General features: G+C 69.7%; 16 protein-coding genes and 2 rRNA genes. 8 read left to right on the forward strand and 10 right to left on the reverse strand.

Features of this window, described 5'->3' with window-relative positions; genetic code table 11:
• Positions 1 to 364 precede the first annotated feature (364 nt).
• Together GA0070607_RS18870 and rrf are read left to right on the forward strand one after the other, a co-directional pair.
• Positions 365 to 3,473: ribosomal RNA gene (locus GA0070607_RS18870) — 23S ribosomal RNA — on the forward strand.
• A gap of 85 nt (positions 3,474 to 3,558) precedes the next feature.
• A 5S ribosomal RNA gene (gene rrf / locus GA0070607_RS18875) occupies positions 3,559 to 3,675 on the forward strand.
• 90 nt (positions 3,676 to 3,765) lie between these two features.
• On the opposite strand, the gene GA0070607_RS18880 is transcribed toward rrf, so the two are convergent.
• Positions 3,766 to 4,452 (reverse strand): hypothetical protein, encoded by a 687-nt coding sequence (locus tag GA0070607_RS18880; RefSeq protein ID WP_089019384.1) that lies wholly within the window; start codon positions 4,450 to 4,452, stop codon positions 3,766 to 3,768.
• A 71-nt stretch (positions 4,453 to 4,523) separates the two neighbouring features.
• Between GA0070607_RS18880 and GA0070607_RS18885 the strand changes: the two genes are divergently transcribed.
• The 3 genes from GA0070607_RS18885 to GA0070607_RS18895 are packed head-to-tail and all read left to right on the forward strand — an operon-like array spanning position 4,524 to position 8,907.
• Positions 4,524 to 7,142 carry a valine--tRNA ligase gene (locus GA0070607_RS18885; protein ID WP_089019385.1) on the forward strand — a complete coding sequence of 873 codons (2,619 nt, stop codon included), beginning with the start codon at positions 4,524 to 4,526 and terminating at the stop codon, positions 7,140 to 7,142.
• Positions 7,139 to 8,473 (forward strand): bifunctional folylpolyglutamate synthase/dihydrofolate synthase, encoded by a 1,335-nt coding sequence (locus tag GA0070607_RS18890; RefSeq protein WP_089019386.1) that lies wholly within the window; start codon positions 7,139 to 7,141, stop codon positions 8,471 to 8,473. Before GA0070607_RS18885 ends, GA0070607_RS18890 begins: the two co-directional genes overlap by 4 nt.
• Entirely contained in the window at positions 8,470 to 8,907 is a 438-nt protein-coding gene (locus GA0070607_RS18895; protein WP_089019387.1) for a DUF4233 domain-containing protein, read from the forward strand. Before GA0070607_RS18890 ends, GA0070607_RS18895 begins: the two co-directional genes overlap by 4 nt.
• Positions 8,908 to 8,931: 24 nt before the next feature.
• Here GA0070607_RS18895 and GA0070607_RS18900 read toward each other — a convergent pair whose 3' ends face one another.
• On the reverse strand, positions 8,932 to 10,347 hold the full coding sequence (locus GA0070607_RS18900) for a VOC family protein (RefSeq protein ID WP_089019388.1): 1,416 nt from the start codon (positions 10,345 to 10,347) through the stop codon (positions 8,932 to 8,934).
• 141 nt (positions 10,348 to 10,488) lie between these two features.
• On the opposite strand from GA0070607_RS18900, the gene ndk reads away from it, so the two are divergent.
• Positions 10,489 to 10,914, forward strand: a complete 426-nt coding sequence (gene ndk / locus GA0070607_RS18905; protein ID WP_089019389.1) for a nucleoside-diphosphate kinase — start codon at positions 10,489 to 10,491, stop codon at positions 10,912 to 10,914.
• A 16-nt stretch (positions 10,915 to 10,930) separates the two neighbouring features.
• On the opposite strand, the gene sigJ is transcribed toward ndk, so the two are convergent.
• The 7 genes from sigJ to GA0070607_RS18935 form a co-directional block, all read right to left on the reverse strand.
• The gene (gene sigJ, locus GA0070607_RS18910) at positions 10,931 to 11,857 is read right to left on the reverse strand and encodes an RNA polymerase sigma factor SigJ (protein WP_331716423.1); all 927 of its coding nucleotides are present in this window, start codon (positions 11,855 to 11,857) and stop codon (positions 10,931 to 10,933) included.
• Positions 11,806 to 12,237, reverse strand: a complete 432-nt coding sequence (locus GA0070607_RS18915) for a carboxymuconolactone decarboxylase family protein (protein ID WP_408630915.1) — start codon at positions 12,235 to 12,237, stop codon at positions 11,806 to 11,808. Before GA0070607_RS18915 ends, sigJ begins: the two co-directional genes overlap by 52 nt.
• Before the next feature lie 350 nt (positions 12,238 to 12,587).
• Complete coding sequence (locus GA0070607_RS18920) at positions 12,588 to 13,376, reverse strand: ABC transporter permease (RefSeq protein ID WP_089019391.1); 789 nt, start codon at positions 13,374 to 13,376, stop codon at positions 12,588 to 12,590.
• Between the two features lie 10 nt (positions 13,377 to 13,386).
• A complete protein-coding gene (locus GA0070607_RS18925) occupies positions 13,387 to 14,160 on the reverse strand; it encodes an ABC transporter permease (protein WP_231929977.1) in 774 nt (257 codons plus the stop codon).
• Complete coding sequence (locus GA0070607_RS33415; protein WP_231929978.1) at positions 14,157 to 14,357, reverse strand: hypothetical protein; 201 nt, start codon at positions 14,355 to 14,357, stop codon at positions 14,157 to 14,159. The genes GA0070607_RS18925 and GA0070607_RS33415 overlap by 4 nt, the downstream gene beginning before the upstream one ends.
• Positions 14,358 to 14,389: 32 nt before the next feature.
• Positions 14,390 to 15,166, reverse strand: a complete 777-nt coding sequence (locus tag GA0070607_RS18930; RefSeq protein WP_231929979.1) for an ABC transporter ATP-binding protein — start codon at positions 15,164 to 15,166, stop codon at positions 14,390 to 14,392.
• A gap of 60 nt (positions 15,167 to 15,226) precedes the next feature.
• Positions 15,227 to 16,249 (reverse strand): ArsR family transcriptional regulator, encoded by a 1,023-nt coding sequence (locus GA0070607_RS18935; RefSeq protein ID WP_089019393.1) that lies wholly within the window; start codon positions 16,247 to 16,249, stop codon positions 15,227 to 15,229.
• Between the two features lie 377 nt (positions 16,250 to 16,626).
• Here GA0070607_RS18935 and ileS point away from each other — a divergent pair, with 377 nt between their 5' ends.
• Together ileS and GA0070607_RS18945 are read left to right on the forward strand one after the other, a co-directional pair.
• Entirely contained in the window at positions 16,627 to 19,773 is a 3,147-nt protein-coding gene (ileS, locus tag GA0070607_RS18940; RefSeq protein ID WP_089019394.1) for an isoleucine--tRNA ligase, read from the forward strand.
• A 163-nt stretch (positions 19,774 to 19,936) separates the two neighbouring features.
• Positions 19,937 to 20,626, forward strand: coding sequence for a lysophospholipid acyltransferase family protein (locus GA0070607_RS18945; protein ID WP_089019395.1), 690 nt, complete (start codon positions 19,937 to 19,939; stop codon positions 20,624 to 20,626).
• Positions 20,627 to 20,681: 55 nt separating this feature from the next.
• On the opposite strand, the gene GA0070607_RS33420 is transcribed toward GA0070607_RS18945, so the two are convergent.
• Positions 20,682 to 22,058 (reverse strand): hypothetical protein, encoded by a 1,377-nt coding sequence (locus GA0070607_RS33420; RefSeq protein WP_231929980.1) that lies wholly within the window; start codon positions 22,056 to 22,058, stop codon positions 20,682 to 20,684.
• Positions 22,059 to 22,087 lie beyond the last annotated feature (29 nt).

Consider the following 22,087-nt stretch of genomic DNA (forward strand, 5'->3'; position numbering starts at 1 on the left):
CATCCGGTGAAAGCCGGTATGGAGCCCGCGCTGCCCGACTGTGGTGGCGGGGTGCTCAGATGGCGGAGACACTGGTGAGTTTTCTGCCGGCAACGGCCGGGACTGCTTAGTACAGCCACCTTCGGGTGGTGGGAACGGTGGGTTCTGGTGCGGCTGGGGGATGGCGTAGAGCACCCTGTTGGGTCCTGAAAGAACAACCATTGGTTGTCTCTTTCGGAGAGCCTGAAGCGAAACGTGTGTTTCGTGGGCTGCCAGGCATGGCCTGGTCTCGCATACCGATCACTGTGGTGGTGCTGGTGTGGGGCTGTGGGGTTGTGGGTTGGTCGTTTGTTGAGAATTGCACAGTGGACGCGAGCATCTTTGTGGTCAAGTTGTCAAGGGCGAACGGTGAATGCCTTGGCACCAGGAGCCGATGAAGGACGTGGGAGGCCGCGATAGGCCTGGGGGAGCTGTCAACCAAGCTGTGATCCCAGGGTGTCCGAATGGGGAAACCTGGCACCAGTCATGTGGTGTCACCCACACCTGAACACATAGGGTGTGTGGAGGGAACGCGGGGAAGTGAAACATCTCAGTACCCGTAGGAAGAGAAAACAATTTAGTGATTCCGTGAGTAGTGGCGAGCGAAAGCGGATTGAGGCTAAACCGGCTGCGTGTGATACCTGTCAGGGGTTGCGTGGTCGGGGTTGTGGGACCCTGCTGAACAAGCTGACACTTGTTCGAGAAGTTACAAAGTCAGTGGCTAGTCGAACAGTCTGGAATGGCTGACCGTAGACGGTGAAAGTCCGGTAGGTGAAAGTTGCTGACCTTCTGTGGGTGTTCCCGAGTAGCGGCGGACCCCTGAAATCTGCCGTGAATCTGCCAGGACCACCTGGTAAGCCTAAATACTTCCTGGTGACCGATAGCGGACGAGTACCGTGAGGGAATGGTGAAAAGTACCCCGGGAGGGGAGTGAAATAGTACCTGAAACCGTTCGCCTACAATCCGTCGGAGCCTTGCGGGGTGACGGCGTGCCTTTTGAAGAATGAGCCTGCGAGTTAGTGGCATGTGGCGAGGTTAACCCGTGTGGGGGAGCCGTAGCGAAAGCGAGTCTGAATAGGGCGATTCAGTCGCGTGTCCTAGACCCGAAGCGGAGTGATCTAGCCATGGGCAGGCTGAAGCGCGGGTAAGACCGCGTGGAGGGCCGAACCCACCAATGTTGAAAAATTGGGGGATGACCTGTGGTTAGGGGTGAAAGGCCAATCAAACTCCGTGATAGCTGGTTCTCCCCGAAATGCATTTAGGTGCAGCGTCGCGTGTTTCTTGCCGGAGGTAGAGCACTGGATGGTCTAGGGGGCCCACAAGCTTACCGAAATCAGCCAAACTCCGAATGCCGGTAAGTGAGAGCGCGGCAGTGAGACTGCGGGGGATAAGCTTCGTAGTCGAGAGGGAAACAGCCCAGATCACCAGCTAAGGCCCCTAAGCGTGTGCTAAGTGGAAAAGGATGTGGGGTCGCATAGACAACCAGGAGGTTGGCTTAGAAGCAGCCACCCTTTAAAGAGTGCGTAATAGCTCACTGGTCAAGTGGTTCCGCGCCGACAATGTAGCGGGGCTCAAGCACACCGCCGAAGCTGTGGCATTCACATTTTAACCTCGCTTGGACTTGATTCCTTGTGCAGGTGTGTGGATGGGTAGGGGAGCGTCGTGCCGCGAGTGAAGCAGCGGGGTGACCCAGTTGTGGACGCGGCACGAGTGAGAATGCAGGCATGAGTAGCGAAAGAAGGGTGAGAAACCCTTCCGCCGGATGACCAAGGGTTCCAGGGCCAGGCTAATCCGCCCTGGGTGAGTCGGGACCTAAGGCGAGGCCGAGAGGCGTAGTCGATGGACAACGGGTTGATATTCCCGTACCCGCGAAAGAGCGTCCCTGATGAACCTCGTTGTGCTAACCACCCGAGCTGCCTGATGTCTTCGGACGGATGGTGGTGAGCGTGGGAACCTGATGGGTAGTAGTCAAGCGATGGGGTGACGCAGGAAGGTAGCTGAGCCCGGCCGGTGGTTGTGCCGGGGTAAGCGTGTAGGCCGTGGTGTAGGCAAATCCGCACCACATGAAGGCTGAGACGTGATGCCGAGCCGATTCAGGTGAAGTCAGTGATCCTATGCTGCCGAGAAAAGCCTCTAGCGAGTTCTTAGCGGCCCGTACCCCAAACCGACACAGGTGGTCAGGTAGAGAATACCGAGGCGATCGGGCGAACTGTGGTTAAGGAACTCGGCAAATTGCCCCCGTAACTTAGGGAGAAGGGGGGCCGGAGACGTGAAGCCCCGCGCGGGTGGAGCGTTGTATGGCCGCAGAGAGCAGGGGGAAGCGACTGTTTACTAAAAACACAGGTCCATGCGAAGAAGTAATTCGATGTATATGGACTGACGCCTGCCCGGTGCTGGAACGTTAAGGGGACCTGTTAGCTCTTCGGGGCGAAGCGGAGAACTTAAGCGCCAGTAAACGGCGGTGGTAACTATAACCATCCTAAGGTAGCGAAATTCCTTGTCGGGTAAGTTCCGACCTGCACGAATGGCGTAACGACTTCCCCACTGTCTCAACCACAGGCCCGGCGAAATTGCAGTACGAGTAAAGATGCTCGTTACGCGCGGCAGGACGGAAAGACCCCGGGACCTTTACTATAGCTTGACATTGGTACTCGAATTAGCTTGTGTAGGATAGGTGGGAGCCGGTGAAGTCCATACGCCAGTATGGGTGGAGGCAATCTTGAAATACCACTCTGGTTGATTTGGGTATCTAACTTCGGACCGTTATCCGGTTCAGGGACAGTGTCTGGTGGGTAGTTTAACTGGGGCGGTTGCCTCCTAAAAGGTAACGGAGGCGCCCAAAGGTTCCCTCAGCCTGGTTGGCAATCAGGTGTTGAGTGCAAGTACACAAGGGAGCTTGACTGTGAGACTGACAGGTCGAGCAGGGACGAAAGTCGGGACTAGTGATCCGGCACTTGCGAGTGGAAGCGGTGTCGCTCAACGGATAAAAGGTACCCCGGGGATAACAGGCTGATCTTCCCCAAGAGTCCATATCGACGGGATGGTTTGGCACCTCGATGTCGGCTCGTCGCATCCTGGGGCTGTAGCAGGTCCCAAGGGTTGGGCTGTTCGCCCATTAAAGCGGTACGCGAGCTGGGTTTAGAACGTCGTGAGACAGTTCGGTCCCTATCCGCCGTGCGCGTAGGATACTTGAGAAGGGCTGTCCCTAGTACGAGAGGACCGGGACGGACGAACCTCTGGTGTGCCAGTTGTCCCGCCAGGGGCACGGCTGGTTAGCTACGTTCGGAAGGGATAACCGCTGAAAGCATCTAAGCGGGAAGCCTGCTTCAAGATGAGGTATCCCACCCACTTTGTGGGGTAAGGCCCCCAGCTAGACGACTGGGTTGATAGGCCGGAAATGTAAGCCCGGTAACGGGTTCAGTTGACCGGTACTAATAGGCCGAGGACTTGACTACTAAGCTGCTACGCGTCCACTGTGCAACTCTCGATGAACGAACAACAGACCCGTGGTATGGGTGTTGTTTGATATGTCGATAGAGTTACGGCGGTCATGGCGGAGGGGAAACGCCCGGTCACATTCCGAACCCGGAAGCTAAGCCCTCCAGCGCCGATGGTACTGCACTCGTGAGGGTGTGGGAGAGTAGGACGCCGCCGGACAAACATTGGTCAGGGCCACCCCCTTTCGGGGGTGGCCCTGACGCATATCCGTACCCAAAAAGCACCTCAGCCGGCGACGCCGGCCAAGGTTCAGTCCCGGGTCTGCATGCCGGCGCGCAGGTTGCGGAGCAACGCCCCGGCGTCGGTGACCGACCGCCCCGGGAACATCGCCATCACCACGCTGCCGTGGTCCGCCCAGCCACACACCGCGAAGTCGCCGCCCTCGCCGCTGGTGTTGCCGCACTTCATCACGCCGCCCAGCTCGCCCGCGGACACCTCGCGCACGCCGGTCACCGTGCCGGTCTCGTCGGACATCAGGCCGAAGAGACTGTCCAGGTCCCGCTCCGGCTGCCAGAGCAGGGTGGTGCCCCCGAAGATGAGCACCGACCGCTTGTCGTCGGCCGGATCGCGGTAGACCGTGCCGAAACTGCGGTCCAGCTCGATGTCCGCGGCCAGGCCGCTGCGCAGGTAGTCCGCAGTGCTCTTCGCGCGTTCGCTGTCGTCCCGGGTCAGGCCCGCCACCCGGTCCGGCGAGGTCAGCCGGGTGTCCTTCTGCTGCACCATCCTCCAGCCGCCGGCGCCCAGCACGCCCGCACCGGCCAGGCCGACGACCAGCGCGACGGCCCAGCCGATCCGGCGCCGGCGGGACCACCCGCCACGCGGCTCGTCGGGGTCGCCCCCGCGGTCCCGGGTGCTCAGCTGGATCGGCTCCTCGGTCAGCTCGACCGGCTCGCGACCGTCGTCGAGCGGGCGCTCAGTGAGATGTGCGTCGGACATAGCCGACACCGTAACGCGAATGGCAGGTGGCGCACGTCGGGTCCGCGGAAGCCCTCCGTAGACTTTCACGGGTGACCGACAGACTCGATGCCCGACGCCCCGACGCCCCCACCCTGGCCGGCCAGTACCAGCCCACCGAGGTAGAGCAGCGACGGTACGAGCAGTGGGTAGCCGCCGGACACTTCCGGGCCTCCGCCGACAGCGACAAGCCTCCGTTCACCATCGTCATCCCGCCGCCGAACGTCACCGGCTCGCTGCACATGGGCCACGCCTTCGAGCACACGCTCATGGACGCGCTGACCCGGCGTAAGCGGATGCAGGGCTTCGAGGCGCTCTGGCTGCCCGGCATGGACCACGCCGGCATCGCCACCCAGAACCTGGTCGAGCGTCAGCTCGCCGGCGAGGGCCTCTCCCGGCACGACCTCGGGCGGGAGAAGTTCGTCGAGCGGGTCTGGCAGTGGAAGGCCGAGTCCGGCGGGGCGATCCTCGGCCAGATGCGGCGCCTCGGCGACTCGGTCGACTGGGACCGCGAGCGCTTCACCATGGACGAGGGCCTGACCCGCGCCGTCCAGACGATCTTCAAGAAGCTCTTCGACGAGGGCCTCATCTACCGGGCCAACCGGATCATCAACTGGTGCCCGCGCTGCCTGACCGCGCTCTCCGACATCGAGGTCGAGCACACCGAGGACGACGGTGAGCTGATTTCCATCCGGTACAGCGACGAGGTCGTGGTGGCCACCACCCGGGCCGAGACGATGCTGGGTGACACCGCCGTCGCGGTGCACCCGGACGACGAGCGGTACCAGCACCTGATCGGCACCGAGGTCGAGCTGCCGCTGACCGGGCGGCGCATCCCGATCGTCGCCGACGCGCACGTCGACCCGTCGTTCGGCACCGGCATGGTGAAGGTGACCCCGGCGCACGACCCGAACGACTTCGAGATCGGCCAGCGCCACGACCTGCCGGCGCTGACCGTGATGGACGAGCGCGGCGTGATCACCGTGCCCGGCCCGTTCGAGGGGCTGGACCGCTTCGAGGCACGTCCCGCGATCGTGGCCGCGCTGCGCGAGCAGGGCCGGATCGTGGCCGAGAAGCGGCCGTACGTGCACGCGGTCGGGCACTGCTCGCGGTGCAAGACGACAGTCGAGCCGCGGCTGTCGTTGCAGTGGTTCGTCAACACCGCGCCCCTGGCCCAGGCCGCCGGCGACGCGGTCCGCGACGGCCGGGTCCGGATCGAGCCGGCCGAGCTGGCGAAGCGCTACTTCGCCTGGGTCGACAACATGCACGACTGGTGCATCTCCCGCCAGCTGTGGTGGGGGCACCGGATTCCGGTCTGGTACGGCCCGGAGGGCGAGATCGTCTGCGTCGGCCCCGGCGAGCAGCCCCCGACCGGGGACGGCTGGCGGCAGGACGAGGACGTGCTGGACACCTGGTTCTCCAGCGCGCTCTGGCCGTTCTCTACCCTCGGCTGGCCGGAGCAGACCCCGGACCTGGCCAAGTTCTACCCGACCAGCGTCCTGGTCACCGGCTACGACATCCTGTTCTTCTGGGTCGCCCGGATGATGATGTTCGGCCTGTACGCGATGGACGGCCGGCAGCCGTTCGACGTGGTGGCCCTGCACGGCATGGTCCGCGACGAGCACGGCAAGAAGATGTCCAAGTCGTTCGGCAACGTGGTCGACCCCCTGGACTGGATCGACCGGTTCGGCGCCGACGCCACCCGGTTCACCCTGGCCCGCGGTGCCAACCCCGGCCAGGACGTCCCGGTCAGTGAGGACTGGTGCCAGGGCTCGCGCAACTTCTGCAACAAGCTCTGGAACGCCACCCGGTTCGCGCTGATGAACGGCGCGCACACCTCGGGTGACCTGCCCGCCGCCGAGCAGCTCTCCACAGTCGACCGGTGGATCCTGTCCCGGCTCGCGCACGTCACCGCGGAGGTCGACGAGCAGTTCGAGGCGTACGAGTTCGCGAAGGTGTGCGACCTGCTCTACCACTTCGCCTGGGACGACGTCTGCGACTGGTACGTCGAGCTGAGCAAGCCGGTGCTCGCCGAGGGCGGCGAGCGGGCCGAGACCACCCGCCGGGTCCTCGGGCACGTGCTGGACCAGTTGCTGCGGTTGCTGCACCCGGTCATCCCGTTCGTCACCGAGGAGTTGTGGCTCGCGTTGACCGGTGGCGAGACGGTGCAGACCGCCGCCTGGCCGGTGGCCGACCGTTCGCTGATCGACGACGCCGCCGAGGCGGAGCTGGTCAGCGTGCAGCGCGTGGTCACCGAGATCCGCCGGTTCCGTTCCGACCAGGGGCTGCGCCCGACCCAACGGGTGGCCGCCCGGCTGGACGGGCTCACCGACGCCGGCATCGCGGCCCACGAGCCGCTGATCCGCTCACTGGTGCGACTGGACCCGGCCGGCGAGGGCTTCCAGGCCAGCGCGACGCTGGCCATGCCCGGTGCGGTCGGTGTCGCGTTGGACACCCGGGGCTCGATCGACGTGGCCGCCGAGCGGGCCCGCCTGACCAAGGACCGCGCCGCGGCCGAGAAGGAGGTCGGGCAGGCCCGGGCGAAGCTCGACAACCCGGCCTTCGTCGGCAAGGCCCCCGAGCCCGTCGTCGCGAAGATCCGCGAACGGCTGGCCACCGCCGAGGCCGACCTGGTCCGGATCGACGCTGCTCTGGAGACGCTGCCCTCGTGACCGACCGTACCGATTTCGCCGCCGTCGAGGCCGAGTTGGCCGCCCGCGGCTTCACCCGCATGGTCTTCGAGCTGGACCGGATCGAGTCACTGCTCGATCTGCTCGGCAGCCCCCAGCGGGCGTACCCGGCGATCCACCTGACCGGCACCAACGGCAAGACCTCCACCGCGCGAATGATCGACTCGCTGCTCCGGGCGTTCGGGCTGCACACCGGCCGGTACACCAGCCCGCACCTGGAGACCGTCCGGGAGCGGATCAGCCTGGACGGCGAGCCGGTCAGCGAGGAGCGGTTCGCCGCGGTGTACCGGGAGATCCGACCGCTGGCCGAGCTGGTCGACGCGCGGTCGGACGAGCCGCTCACGTACTTCGACATGACCACCGCGCTGGCGTTCGCGACGTTCGCCGACGCGCCGGTCGACATCGCGGTGGTCGAGGTGGGCCTCGGCGGCGCCGAGGACGCCACCAACGTCATCCAGGCCGGGGTTTGCGTGATCACTCCGATCGGCCTGGATCACACCGAGTGGCTCGGCGACACGCTCCAGGACATCGCGCTCGCCAAGGCCGGCATCATCCACCCGGGCGCCACAGTGATCGCGGCGGCGCAGGAGGAGGAGGCGGCGCGCCCGCTCCTCGAACGCTGCGCCGAGGTGGGCGCGACCATCGCCCGCGAAGGCGCCGAGTTCGGCGTGCTGAGCCGGGCCATCGCGGTCGGCGGCCAGGTGCTCACCCTCCAGGGGCTCGGCGGCATCTACGACGACGTGTTCATCCCCCTGCACGGCGCACACCAGGCGCAGAACGCCGCGGTGGCGCTCGCCGCGGTGGAGGCGTTCCTGGGTGCCGGAACCACGCGGCAGTTGGACATCGAAGCGGTCCGGGAGGGCTTCGCCGAGGCCAGCTCCCCGGGTCGGTTGGAGCGAGTCCGGAACGCCCCGACCGTCCTGTTGGACGGCGCGCACAATCCGCACGGGATGGCTGCCACGGTCACCGCGTTGCAGGAGGAGTTCGCCTTCAGCAAGCTGGTGGCGGTCGTCGGCGTGCTCGCCGACAAGGACGCGTCCAGCCTGTTGGAGCTGCTGGAGCCGGTCGTCGACCTGGTGGTGGTCACCCGCAACAGCTCGCCGCGGGCAATGCCGACGGCGGAACTCGCCGCGCTGGCCGTGGAGATCTTCGGCGAGGAGCGGGTCGAGGTGGCCGAGGAGATGCCGGACGCGATCGAGGTGGCGGTGGCACTGGCCGAGGAGGACGTCCCGGGTGAACTCAGCGGGGTCGGGGTGCTGATCACCGGGTCGGTGGTGACGGTGGCCGACGCCCGTCGGCTGCTCAAGCGATGACCGGCCCGGAGCGGGACCGCCGCAGCACCGAGCACCCGCCAGCGGACCAGCCCACGACCGGGACGCCGGGCGAGCAACCCGCGGGCGAGCAGCCCCGGCGGTCCGGGCTGCGCAACCCGGAGCGGGCGGTACGCGGCCTGGGCGCCGGCACCCTCAGCCTGGAGGCGCTGGTGCTGGTGCTGGCCATCCAGCCGATCCGCGTGGTCGGTGGTGACCTGGGCGGGGCCGCGATCGCCGCGGTGGTGGCCCTGGCGGTGGCCGCCATCGGGCTCGCCGGGATGATGCGCCGCCCGTGGGCCTGGCACGCCGGTACCGTGCTCCAGGGCCTGCTGCTGCTGGCCGGCCTGCTGCACTGGTCGCTGTTCGCGCTGGGCGTCATCTTCGCGCTGGTCTGGGCATACGCGCTGCACGTCCGCCGGGTCATCCTCGGCTGACGGCCGACCGCGCAGCGCTCGCGGTCAGGCGTCGGCGCGTTCGCGCCACTGGGTGAGGGCGATGCCGTGGCCGTCCGGATCGCGGAACGCCGCCGCCCATACCTCCAGCCTGGTGCCCCGGTTGACGACGCGGGGCGCGTACGTGAAGCGCACACCCGACCCGCGCAGCCGCCCGTACGCCGCCTCGATGTCGTCCACCTCGAGGTTGACGTGCACCAGCCGGCGGCTGATCGGCGCTGCCCCGGTCACCTCCCGCAGCACCAGGCGGGTCGTGCCGGAGGCGAGCACGGCGTTGCCGGCGCCCTGGTCGACCTCGGTGAAGCCGAGCACGTCGCGGTAGAAGCCGAGCGACCGGGCCAGGTCGGTAACCAGCAGCGTGAGGCCCACCCCGCTGATCGGGGCGGCCGGGTCGGCGGCGGCCTCCGTGTCGTACCCGAAGATCGCCTCGTCCAGTTCCTCGGCGGTGACGGTCTCGCGTGCGGCGCCGGGCGGGATGGGATCGTCCAGTGGCAGGTCGAGCGGGTCCAGCGGGTCCGTCATGCCCGGACCGGACCGCTGCGCCGGAGGTGGGTCGAAGCGCCGTTCGGTGGGCGGGTCGAAGCGGTCCTCGGCGGGTGGGGCGGGCCGGTCGTCCTCCGGCTGGTCGAAGCGCTCCTCGGCGGGTGGACGTGGGGCGGGGGTGGGACGCCGGGGCAGGCGGCCGGCGGCCGGCTGGGCGCCGGTTGCCTGCTCGACCACGACACCCTCCAGCACCACCGGGCCGCCGGGGCTCTGGTGCACCACCACCGGCTCGCGTTCCTCGGGGGGCGCGACGCCCGGGTCGTCACGGAGCGGGTCGGGGCCGGGCGGGTCGCGAAACGGGTCGCCGAGCGGATCGCCGAGCGGGTCGCGGAAGTCGTCGTCCGGCGCACGGTCGGCCCACGGTGGGGCGTCCTGCTGGATCAGCACCTCGTCCAGGGCCTCGGCGTCGGCGAACTCGGGTGGCAGGTCGGCGACGGCCGCGGCGGTCTCGGCGTGGGTGGGCACCTCGTCCCAGAGGACCTTGACGTGCCGCTGGTCGTCCAGCGCGACGCGGATCGGCAGGGTCTGGCCCAGCGACGGCCACTTGGAGACCGGCACCCGAGGCTCGATGATCTTCTTGGACCGGGGCGGCAGACCGGGGGCGTCGATCACCAGTTGCAGCTCGCAGCGGCCGAACGCGTACTGGGTGGGTGGTTCGGACGCGCTGTGCACGTGCCCGACGCCGACCACCCAGGTGCGTCCACCACCGCGCACGGTGGCCAGCGCGATCGCCAGGACCAGCAGGGCGACCCCGAGCGCCACGATGGCCCAGCTGGTCATGCCCAGCCCGAAGAGGATGACGAACGTGGCCACGGTGCCCAGCACCGCGCCGATCAACTTGCGTACCGGCGCGATGGTTCGATTCCCGCCATTCGCCACAGTGGACCTCCCGGGGTCAGGGCCAGGCTAGGCCGGATAGGCCACCGGGGGAAAGACCGGCCGCCGCGCCGGCGCCGGGACCGGGTCGCTAGGCTGACCGTACCGATCCCGAGCGTTCAGCGCGTACAGGAGGAACCCAGCGTGTCCAGCAACAGCCCGGATGAGCGCAGCCTCGTTCTGATCAAGCCCGACGCGGTTCGCCGCGGCCTGGTCGGCGAGGTCCTCTCCCGCTTCGAGCGCAAGGGGCTGCGGATCGACGCGATGGTGCACCGGACGATGGACGCCGCGCTCGCCGACGAGCACTACTCCGAACACGTCGACAAGGCTTTCTACCCGCCGCTGAAGGACTTCATGACCGGCGGTCCGCTGGTCGCCCTGGTGCTCTCCGGCGACCAGGTCATCGACGTGGTCCGTGGGCTGGTCGGCGCGACCGACGGGCGCAAGGCCGCCGCCGGCACCATCCGGGGCGACCTGTCGCTGTCCAACCGGGAGAACCTGGTGCACGCCTCGGATTCGCCGGACAGCGCCAAGCGCGAGATCGCGCTCTGGTTCCCCGAGCTGGGTTGAGCCGCACCGTCGGCGCTCACCCCGCCGGTGGCAGCTTCTCCGGGTTACCCACCACGTAGACGCCGGTGATCCGGCCGTCGGCGGCGCTGAGGGTCAACGTGTACCGGCCGCCGTCCGCACGGGTCAGCACGGCGGCTGGTTCCCCGTTCAACTCCACCCGGCGGATCGTCCACTGGCGGCCCGGGCCGTAGATCCCGGCGAAGAACCGGGCGATCCGGTCCGCGCCGGTGACCGGGTTGCGGGCCGCCCGTGCCCGACCGCCGCCGTCGTTCCACGCCGTGGCGTCCGTCGCGACCAGGTCGGTGAGCGCCGCCAGGTCACCGTCGCGGGCGGCGGCCAGGAACGCGTCCAGCAGACGTTCCCGCTCGGCCCGGCTGGCGGTGAAGCGGCGCTGCTCCTGTCGCACCCGGGCGGTGGCCCGGTGGTGCAGCTGCCGGCAGTCCTCGGGAGTCCGGTCCAGGATCTCGGCGATCTCCGCGTACGGCAGGTCGAAGGCGGTGTGCAGGACGTACACCGCGCGCTCCGGCGGGGTGAGCCGCTCCAGCACGTGCAGCAGCGCGGTGGAGAGCGAGTCGCGCAGCTCCGCGCGGTCCAACGGCCCGAACGGCGAGGGCGCGGTCGGTACCGGCTCGGGCAGCCACGTCCCGACGTACGTCTCACGGGCCGCCTGCCGGGCCCGCAGCCGGTCCAGCGCCAGGCGGGTGACCACCCGGGACAGGTACCTCCGCGGCTCGTCGACAGTTGACCGGTCCACGCCGAGCCAGCGCAGGTACGTCTCCTGGAGCACGTCCTCCGCGTCGTGCAGGCTGCCCAGCAGCCGGTAGGCAAGCCCAAGCAGCATGGGCCGGTGCGCCTGGAGCGCACCGGCCGCCTCTGCCGCCTCGGTCGTCGTCACACCTGCGCCGGCGGCTCCAACCGCAGGGTCACCCCGATCCGATTCCACACGTTGATTGTGGCGATCGCGAAGACGAGGTCGGCCAGTTCCTTCTCCGACCAGACCTTCGCGGCGGCGTCCCACACCTCGTCCGGCACCCCGTGCTCGCCGAGCCGGGTGACCGCGTCGGTGAGCGCCAGCGCGGCCCGCTCCCGCTCGTCGAAGAACGGCGCCTCCCGCCAGGTGGCCACCGCGAACAGCCGTCGGCTCGACTCGCCCTCGGCGAGCGCGTCCCGGCTGTGCATGTCCACGCAGTACGCGCACCCGTTGAGCATCGACGCCCGCAGCTTGATCAGCTCCAGCACGGTGTGGTCGACGTTCGACTGGACGTACTTCTCCATCCCCATGACGGCCTGGTACGCCTTCGGCGCCACCTCGCCCGGGTTCATCCGCTGCATGACTACCTCCCCTGATCGGTTCGACACCCCATACGACGGGCGGGCCGGGGTGTGCCGTGACAGCTGTCGCTGTGACTCCGCTCATGCCGACCGGACAACCGGCGTTCCGGCCCGCAGCCCCCCGACCCCCCGGGGGCGCTCGCGGTGCTCGCGGTGCTCACGGTGCTCACGGTGCTCACGGTGCTCACGGTGCTCACGGTGCTCACGGTGCTCACGGTTGATCATGAAGTTGTTGTCACGACACGCCGTGGCGACGGGCAATAACTTCATGATCAACGGGGGCGGCCGGGGGCGGCCGGGGGCGGCCGGGGTCGGCCGGGGGCGGCCGGGGGGTGGGGTGGTCAGAGGGTGTCTAGGGAGGCTCGGCGGCGGGACTCGGCTTCGAAGAGCTTGAGCAGGAGTGCGGCGAGGACGGCGTAGGCGGCGCCGACGGCGAGTTCGGCGGCGAGTTGGGGTGCGGCGGCCCGGAAGCTCTCACCGGCGACCAACCGGCGGGCCGCCTCGGCGGCGTGGGTGATCGGTAGCAGCTCGCCGATGACGCGCATCCAGGCCGGCAGGCCGGCGGCGGGCACGTTGACCCCGGTGAGCAGGAGCAGCAGCGCCACCGAGACGTTCGAGACCAACCAGACGTCGCGGAAGCGCAGCCCGATCGCGCCCAGGGTCAGGCCGAAGAAACCGCAGGCGAGCGCCGCGACCGTCAGGGCCAGCAACAGTCCCGGCAGCGCGCCGACCGGCACCCGCAGGCCGAGCAGCAGCGACGCCGTGGTCAGTGTGGTGACCGCGATCAGCAGGCCGTTCGCGGCGTACGGGAGGACGCGGCCGAGGAAGACCGCGGTGCGGCTGCGCGGTGAGAGCAGCACGTGTCCGAGCGTGCCGAAGCGCCGCTCGTTGGACACGGCCATCGTGCCGCCGAACACGCACGCTACCGAGGCCGCCAACACGGCGTTGCCGGTGATGTAGAAGCCGTCGTCGGCGACGCCGAGCTGCCGGCCCAGGTAGGCGAAGAACAGTAGCTGGAACAGTGGGCCGACGAGCAGCGTGCCGACGAACATCGCCGGGGTGGTCCAGTTGAACAGGGCACGGTAGGCGATCACGCCACCGATGCCGATCAGGCGGAACAGTGCGGGCATCGTCGCCTCCTCAGGCCAGCGCGAGGGTGGCCGCCGCGCGGGCCCGCCGCTCGACGTGGGTCATCATGATCGCGCCGAGCGCGAGGCAGGCCAGGCTGATCGCGAGGCAGACGCCGAGCGACGGCCAGACCGGCCCGCTGCCGGTGGCCGCCTCGCGGACTGCCCGCGCTCCCCAGGTGGTGGGCAGCACGGCGGCGATCGGGCCGGTCCAGCCGGGCAGCGCGGTGATCGGCACGAGCATCCCGGAGACCAGCCAGATCGGGTACTCCAGCGTGTTGGTCAGCGCGTTGGCGTTGCGCAGCAGGACGAACGTGGAGGCGAGCAACAGCCCGAACATGCCGAGCCCGATGATGCAGCCGGGTACCGCGACCGCGAAGGCCAGCGGGTGGGCGAAGGACAGCGGAATGCCGTACAGCAGCCGGCCCCAGGCCAGCGTGGCGAGCATGGCGTACGTGCCGGTGAGGGCGGTGGCCAGCGTGATCGGCAGCACCACCAGGGCCGGTGGCCGGGGCGCCAACATGATCATTTCCAGAGTGCCCTGCCAGCGCTGGTTCTGGATGGCGCCACCCGACCCGAACAGCACCGACGACCAGATGCCCATCAGCCCGGCCCCGACCGCGGCCTCCAGCAGCCGGCCCGGGTCGCCGCCGGCCCGGAACAGGTGCACGGCCAGGGTCGCCTGCACCACCGGCACGATCAGCGCGGTGGCGATCTCGAACGGCGACCGGCTGAGCTGCTTGGCGTGCAGCAGCGCCCCGACCGCGATCATCCGCAACGTCCTCACGCCGCCACCGCCTCGACCGGGCGGGTCTGTGCGTCGACCCGGTTCACGATCGCCACGTACGCGTCCTCCAGGGTGGGCTGCCGGGCGGTGACCCGGCCCAGCCGGACCCCGTCCAGCGCGCGCAACACGTCGGCCTGCACGTCCACCCCCGCGTCGGACTGCACGGTCAGCACCTGCGCCGCGCCGGTGACGACCACGCTCGCCTCGCGTACGCCCGGCAGGGTGTGGATCAGGGCGAGTTGGCCACGGCCACCCCGTACGCCTCCACCTCCAGCACCTGCCGGCCGTCGGCGTGGTGCCGCAGCTCGGCGGGAGTGCCGAGGGCCTGGATCGTGCCGTTCGCGATCACCGCGATCCGCCCGCACAGGTCGTCCGCCTCGGCCATGTAGTGCGTGGTGAGCAGCACCGTGGTGCCGGTGGCGGCGAGGTCGGCCACCGTCTGCCGCAGCTCCCGGGCGGCCACCGGGTCCACCCCGATCGACGGCTCGTCGAGGAAGAGCACCCGCGGCCGGTGCAGCAGTCCCCGGGCGATGTGCAGCCGCTGCCGCATGCCCCGCGAGTAGCCCTCCACCCGGTCGTTCTCCCGGCCGGTCAGCCGGACCAGCTCGAACAGCTCGGCGATCCGCCGCTTCTGCTCCCGCCCCGGTACGCCGTACAGCTCCGCGAAGTAGCGCAGGTTGTCCCGCGCGGAGAGCCGGTCGTAGAGCCCCCGGTCACCGCCGAAGACGTACCCGATCCGCCGGCGTACCTCCCGGGTCTGCCGGACCACGTCGAAGCCGCAGATCCGGGCCTCCCCGGCGGTCGGGATGAGCAGCGTGTTCAGCAGCTTGATGGTGGTGGTCTTGCCAGCGCCGTTCGGCCCGAGCAGGCCGAACAGCTCCCCGTTGCCGACCGTCAGGTCGACACCGCGGACCGCCTCCACCTCCCGGCGCTGTGGTCGTAACCATCCGGTCCGGCTGCGGTACGTGCGGCGCAGCCCGACCGCCTCGATCGCGTGTTCGCTCATGGCCCGGAGGCTAGGAGTGGCCGGGGCGGGTGGGAAACGAATTCGGAACGGGCCGAATGCTCAGGCCGAGGCGGCCGCCCGCTCGTCGCCGATCAACTGCACCAGGGCCGCGCCGGCCGGTTCCAGGCCGTACAGCACCCGCCGGCCCACCCGCCGGCGATGCACCACGCCGGCGGTGAGCAGCGCGGACAGCTGCTCCGAGACGGTGCTCGGGGCCAGCCCCAAGGTCGCGGCGAGGCCGGCGGTGCTCGCCGGTCGGGTCAGTGCCCGCAACACCTGGGCGCGCCCCCGCCCGACCAGCACCGCCAGCCGGTCGGTGGCCGGATCAGGTGTGGGCCTGTCGGCGCCCGGCCGATCGGCCAGCAGCACCGAGCCGCGGGCCTGGTACGAGACCGCGAGTATCTCGGGGTGATCGGTGGAGTGGGTGAGCGCTCCTCGGGAGAAGATCAACGGGATCAGCAGCAGCCGCTGGTCGACCGCGGTGAACCGCGCCTCGGACGGCTTGACCAGGGTCAGCACCGGCTTTTCCCAGCGCACCCGCTCGTGCAGGTCGGCCAGCAGCGCGTCGGGGCCGTGCGCGGCGAGCGCCCGCGCCCGGTGCAGCACCTCCTCGTCCAACGCCGCCCGCATCGCCGGCCACCAGGGCGCGATCGCCGCGTCCCAGTACGCCTGGAGGCCGTCGGCGAGCCGGTCCAGGGCCGCCTGCCGGTCGGTGACGAATGGGCGCAACCAACCTGGCAGGTCATCGGGACGGTGGTAGCGGGGGATCTGCTCGGCGATCACCGAGGCCGGCGTGGCCCGCAGCACGGTTAACTCCTCGGCGATGGTCGGGCTGGCGGTGGGCGGTACCGGGCCGAGGAAGTCCGGGTACCACGGGCCGGTGGCCGAGTAGAGCTTCAGCGAGGCCGGGTCGGGCAGCTCGGCGAGCGCCCGGCGGGCGTGCCGGGCCCAGCCCGTGTAGGGCCAGGGCGCCTCGTCCGGGTACCGGTCGAGCAGGTAGAGGCTGCACTTGGCCTCCCAGAGCGGGCTGGTCGCGATCCGGGTGCGGGTCAGCGTCGGCTCGTCCAGCTCGATACGGATCACGCCGGTGAGGCTAGCCCGGTCGCGGAACGCCCCTGGACGTTAGGAAGGGACCCTTGTACAACACGAGGCGATAAGAAGGGGCCCTTCCTTCGCGGGATTACTTGGCGGCGGGCCGGTGGGTGGGTCGAGTATCGTTGAGCACCGTAAGGCGATGACCCGGCCATCACCGGTGAGCCTCCGGAAGAACAGCCGGGCAACCGGCCCAGTAGAACCGGACGGGTCCGGCCCGTCACAGCCGGCCAATGAGCGGGCGGTCGATCCAGACCGCCAAGCGGGGTGGTACCGCGGGCCACCCGGGGAGCGTCGTCGAGGCGTACCCCGGAAGGTTCGTCCTCGCAGACCCACCGATGAGTGAGCTGCGAGGAGAGCGACCCCCGATGGCCTATCCGTTGCACGACCCGACCGCCGCCGGTGTCCCGGCGAGCCCGGACCTGCCCGCGGTCGAGCGCCGGGTGCTGGAGCACTGGACGGCCGACAAGACCTTCGAGGCCAGCATCGAGGCCCGTCCCGCCGGCACGGACGGCAAGAACGAGTACGTCTTCTACGACGGACCGCCGTTCGCCAACGGCCTGCCGCACTACGGCCACCTCTTCACCGGCTACGTCAAGGACGTGGTGCCGCGCTACCAGACCATGCGCGGTCGGCACGTCGAGCGGCGCTTCGGCTGGGACTGCCACGGCCTGCCCGCCGAGGTGGTGGCCGAGAAGCAGCTCGGCATCACCAGCAAGGCGGAGATCATCGACCTGGGCGTGGCCCGGTTCAACGAGGCCTGCCGCACCTCGGTGCTGGAGTTCACCCAGGACTGGGAGCGGTACATCAACCGGCAGGCCCGCTGGGTCGACTTCGCCAACGACTACAAGACCCTCGACCTGGACTACATGGAAAGCGTCATGTGGGCCTTCAAGACCCTGCACGACAAGGGTCTGATCTACGAGGGCTTCCGGGTGCTGGCGTACTGCTGGCGCTGCGAGACGCCACTGTCGAACACCGAGACCCGGATGGACGACGTCTACCGGGACCGGCACGACCCGACCCTGTCCGTGTGGTTCGGGCTGACCGCCGACGAGTCCGCGCCCGAGCTGGTGCGCGGGCCGGTCAAGCTGGGCGTGTGGACCACCACGCCGTGGACCCTGCCGTCCAACCTGGCGCTCGCCGTGGGCCCGGACATCGAGTACGCGGTGCTGGAGCGCGACGGGGACCGGTTCGTCGTCGGCGCGGCGCGGCTGGCCGCGTACGCCAAGGAGCTGGAGGGGTACGAGCAGGTCGGCACGGTGTACGGCCGTGACCTGGTCGGCCGCCGCTACACCCCGCTCTACGACTTCCTCGTCGAGCAGGCCGGGGACAACGCCTACCAGGTGCTCGGCGCGGAGTTCGTCACCACCGAGGACGGCACCGGGATCGTGCACCTGGCCCCGGCCTTCGGTGAGGACGACCAGAACGTCTGCAACGCCGCCGGCATCCCCACCATCGTCACGGTGGACGACCACACCCGGTTCACCGCGTTGGTCCCGCAGTACCAGGGCGAGCAGGTCTTCGACGTCAACAAGCTGGTGATCCGGGAGCTCAAGGAGCGGGGGGTGGTGCTCAAGCAGGACACCTACACCCACTCGTACCCGCACTGCTGGCGCTGCGAGACCCCGCTGGTCTACAAGGCGGTGTCGTCGTGGTTCGTGGCGGTGACCCGTTTCCGGGACCGGATGGTCGAGCTGAACCAGCAGATCAACTGGACGCCGGGGCACATCAAGGACGGCTCGTTCGGCAAGTGGCTGGCCAACGCCCGGGACTGGTCGATCAGCCGGAACCGGTTCTGGGGCTCGCCGATCCCGGTGTGGAAGTCCGACGACCCGAACTACCCGCGCCTGGACGTGTACGGCTCGCTGGCGGACATCGAGCGGGACTTCGGCGTACGCCTGAGCGACCTGCACCGGCCGGCGGTGGACGAGCTGGTCCGCCCCAACCCGGACGACCCGACCGGGCAGTCGATGATGCGTCGGGTGCCGGAGGTGCTGGACTGCTGGTTCGAGTCCGGCTCGATGCCGTTCGCCCAGGTGCACTACCCGTTCGAGAACGCGGACTGGTTCGAGCACCACTACCCGGGTGACTTCATCGTCGAGTACATCGGGCAGACCCGCGGCTGGTTCTACACGATGCACGTGCTGGCCACCGCGCTGTTCGACCGGCCGGCGTTCCGTAACTGCCTGAGCCACGGCATCCTGCTCGGCTCGGACGGGCGCAAGATGTCCAAGAGCCTGCGCAACTACCCGGACGTCTACCACGTCTTCGACGCGTACGGCTCGGACGCGATGCGTTGGATGCTGATGTCCTCGCCGGTGCTGCGCGGCGGTGACATGGCGGTCACCGAGACGCTCATCCGGGACGCCGTACGGCAGGTGCTGCTGCCGCTGTGGAACGTCTGGTACTTCTTCTCGCTCTACGCCAACGCGGACGGGCACCAGGCGCGGCGCCGCACCGACTCGACGCACCTGCTCGACCGGTACGTGCTGGCGAAGACGAACGAGTTGGTGTCGACGGTTCAGGCGCAGATGGAGGCGTACGACATCTCCGGCGCCTGCGCCACCGTCCGGTCCTTCCTGGACGCGCTGACCAACTGGTACGTGCGCCGGTCCCGGGACCGGTTCTGGTCCGGTGACGCGAACGCCTTCGACACCCTGTGGACGGTGCTGGAGACACTCTGCCGGGTGGTGGCGCCGTTGGCGCCGCTGACCGCGGAGGAGATCTGGCGCGGGCTGACCGGGGAGCGCTCGGTGCACCTGACCGACTGGCCGGAGGCGACCGAGTTCCCGGCCGACCACGAGCTGGTCGCCGCGATGGACGCCACCCGGGCGGTCGCCTCGGCGGCGTTGTCGCTGCGCAAGGCGAAGGGGCTGCGGGTGCGGCTGCCGCTGTCGAAGCTGACAGTGGCCTCGCCGGCGGCGGAGCAGCTGCGCCCGTTCGCCGACCTGGTCGCTGACGAGGTCAACGTGAAGTCGGTGGAGTTCAGCGCGGAGCTGTCCGCGTACTGCCAGCAGGTGCTGACCGTGGTGCCCCGGGCGCTCGGCCCACGGGTCGGCAAGCAGGTCCAGCAGGTGATCAAGGCGGTCAAGGCGGGCGACTGGGAACTGGTCGACGGCGCTCCGGTGGCCGCCGGTGTCACCCTGGCCGAGGGCGAGTACGAATTGCGACTGGTCGCCGCCGACGCCGAGCACTCCGCGCCGCTGCCGGGCGGTGAGGGCGTGGTGGTGCTGGACACCGAGGTCACACCGGAGTTGGCCGCCGAGGGGCTGGCCCGCGACGTGGTCCGGGTGGTGCAGCAGGCCCGTCGGGACGCCGACCTCGACGTCTCGGACCGGATCGTGGTGTCGGTGTCGGCGTCCGAGGAGGTGCGGGCGGCGGTGGCCGCGTACATCGACTTCGTCGCCGGGGAGGTGCTGGCCGACTCGGTCGACTTCGCCGAGGGCCTCGACGGCTTCGCCGGTGAGGTCGGTGAGGGCGACCGGGTGACGGTCGTCGTCCGCAGGGTATGACGGTGTTAGGAAGGGGCCCTTCCTAACGCCTCGTGTAGAGGAAGGGCCCCTTCCTAACGGGAGCGCCGCCGGGGAGCGGGCGCCTCGCCACCTCCGTCCGGGGAGTGTGGCGGCGTCCGCTACCGTGACACCGCCTGTTCGCACCTCATCTGCCGGAGGACCAGTGCCCCTGCTCTACACCATCGGCAAGCTCACCGTGGCGCCCACGCTGCGGTTGGCGTTCCGCCCGACCGTGGAGGGGCTGGAACACGTGCCGGACACCGGCGGCGCGGTCTTCGCCGGCAACCATCTCTCGGTGGCCGATGAGCTGTTCCTCGGCACGGTGGTGCCCCGGCACCTGGCGTTCTGGGCGAAGTCGGAGTACTTCAAGGGCACCGGGGTGAAGGGGGCAATCTCCAAGTTCGTCCTCACCGGCCTGGGCGCGATCCCGGTCGAGCGGGCCGGCGGGCGGGCGGCACTGTCCGCGTTCGACGCGGCCATCCCGGCGCTCAAGGGTGGCGACCTGGTGGTGGTCTACCCGGAGGGCACCCGTTCACCGGACGGCAAGCTGTACCGGGGGCGGACCGGCGCGGCCCGGCTGGCGCTCTCGGCTGGAGTGCCGGTCATCCCGGTCGGCATGATCGGCACGGACAAGGCGCAGCCGATCGGGGCCCGGGTGCCCCGCCCCGGCACCGCCAAGATCACCGTCCGGTTCGGCAAGCCCCTGGACTTCACCGGCCGGCCGGACGACCGCACCTCACTGCGGCAGATGACAGACGAGATCATGAGCGAGATCCAGAAGCTCACCGGCCAGGAGTACGTCCCCCGCTACGCCCCGCCGCGCGCCCACCCGGACCCGACCCGCGACGCCTGATTGGTCGTCCGGGCGGGGCGTGACGCTGTGTCACGCCAGCCGTCGTGGGTGCGGCTCAGCCCCGCTCGGGCTGGACGATCTGGGCGCGCAGCCTGTCCAGCAGGGCGGCGCTGTCGGAGACCGACAGCCGGGTGAACACTCCGGTGGCGATGCTGCCGTGGTCGACCGAGGTGCAGACCACCACGTCGCTGCCGTCCGCCCGGCCGACCGCGCAGCGCTCGTGCCGGCCGCGTACACCGGTGTCCACGGTCTCCGGAGCGGCCAACGCGTAGCGGTCGGTGAGCCGGCTGATCTCGGCCTCCGCGTCCGACTCCGGGCTCAGTCGGAAGCCGGTGCCGCCGAAGACGGTCACCCGTTTACCGCTCGTCGTGGAGTAGACGCCGGCGAAGATGTCCTCGGCCAGCCAGTGCTCTTTGCGTACCTCGCTCTCCAACTGCCGGGCGGTCTCCGCGCTGCGGTTGTCCTGACGCAGGCTGAGGTCTTCGACCTGATCGGGCAGTGCCGCGCGGGCCGGGTACTGGGCCGAGATCGGGAACCCGTAGTAGGCGGGGCACCCGCAGCAGCAGGCCAGCGTGAGCAACAGCAGCCACGGCCAGCGGCGTCGCCGCCGGACCGGGACCGGCACGTACCCCTTGGGGGCCTGCCAGCCCGGAGGGGCCGGTGGTGGCATGTCGGAGCGCCGGCCCCGACGCTGCTTCGGCACCGGGGCCGGCACGGGCGGTGACATGGGCCGGTTCGGCGGCGGCGCGGGCGGCATCGGCCGGGTCGGCGGGTTGGGCCGCGCGGCGTGCGGTGGCATGGGCGCGGCCGCCGGCGACACGGGGTGCGAACGGACAGGGGCAGCGGGTGGACCGGACCACTGCGGAGTCGTCGGCGGCGTGGGGTAGGGCAACGTCGGGGGCAGCGCAGGCAGGTCGGCGTGCGAAAGGTCCCAGCCGCCGGTGTCCACGCCCGCCCACGGGTCGACCGGGGTGCGGTGTTCCGGAGGTTCGTCCGGCACCGGCGGCGGCGGGGTCGGCTCGGTCGACGCGCCCCAGGTCCGCCGACGTGGCAGCGGGGGAGGCACCGGCGCGGAGCCGCTCCACCTGGGCGCGGGAGCCTCCGCGGTGGCGGCCGCGCCACCCTCAGTGGCGGGCGCCTCGACGGTGGCGGGCGCCTCGGCGGTGGGCACCTGGGAACCGGCCGGGGCCTCGGCGGCGACGGGCGAGCCCGCCGGTTCGGGCTGGTCCGGCGGTTGGGCCTGGTCCGAGGTCTGGGCCTCGTCCGCGGGGCCCGGCTGGTCCGAGGTCTGGGCCTGGTCCGCGGGGCCCGGCTGGTCCGACGGTACGGGTGGGGAGGTCGGCTCGTCGGCGACCGCCGGATCCCGGTCCGGCTCCGTGCCCGGGGTGCTCCCGTCGGCCGGACGGCCTGCTCCCGGCTGGGACTCCGGCATCGCGGCAATCTCCTCTCGCGCCGGTCCGA

This window comes from Micromonospora coriariae (assembly GCF_900091455.1).
Taxonomy (GTDB): Bacteria; Actinomycetota; Actinomycetes; order Mycobacteriales; family Micromonosporaceae; genus Micromonospora; species Micromonospora coriariae.

Bases quoted from the DNA above. Each gene is read 5' to 3' on its own strand.
- GA0070607_RS18880 (WP_089019384.1), bottom strand. From the start codon at position 4,452: ATGTCCGACGCACATCTCACTGAGCGCCCGCTCGACGACGGTCGCGAG.
- GA0070607_RS18895 (WP_089019387.1), top strand. From the start codon at position 8,470: ATGACCGGCCCGGAGCGGGACCGCCGCAGCACCGAGCACCCGCCAGCG.
- GA0070607_RS18915 (WP_408630915.1), bottom strand. From the start codon at position 12,237: ATGAACCCGGGCGAGGTGGCGCCGAAGGCGTACCAGGCCGTCATGGGG.
- GA0070607_RS18920 (WP_089019391.1), bottom strand. From the start codon at position 13,376: ATGCCCGCACTGTTCCGCCTGATCGGCATCGGTGGCGTGATCGCCTAC.
- GA0070607_RS18930 (WP_231929979.1), bottom strand. From the start codon at position 15,166: ATGAGCGAACACGCGATCGAGGCGGTCGGGCTGCGCCGCACGTACCGC.
- ileS (WP_089019394.1), top strand. From the start codon at position 16,627: ATGGCCTATCCGTTGCACGACCCGACCGCCGCCGGTGTCCCGGCGAGC.
- GA0070607_RS33420 (WP_231929980.1), bottom strand. From the start codon at position 22,058: ATGCCGGAGTCCCAGCCGGGAGCAGGCCGTCCGGCCGACGGGAGCACC.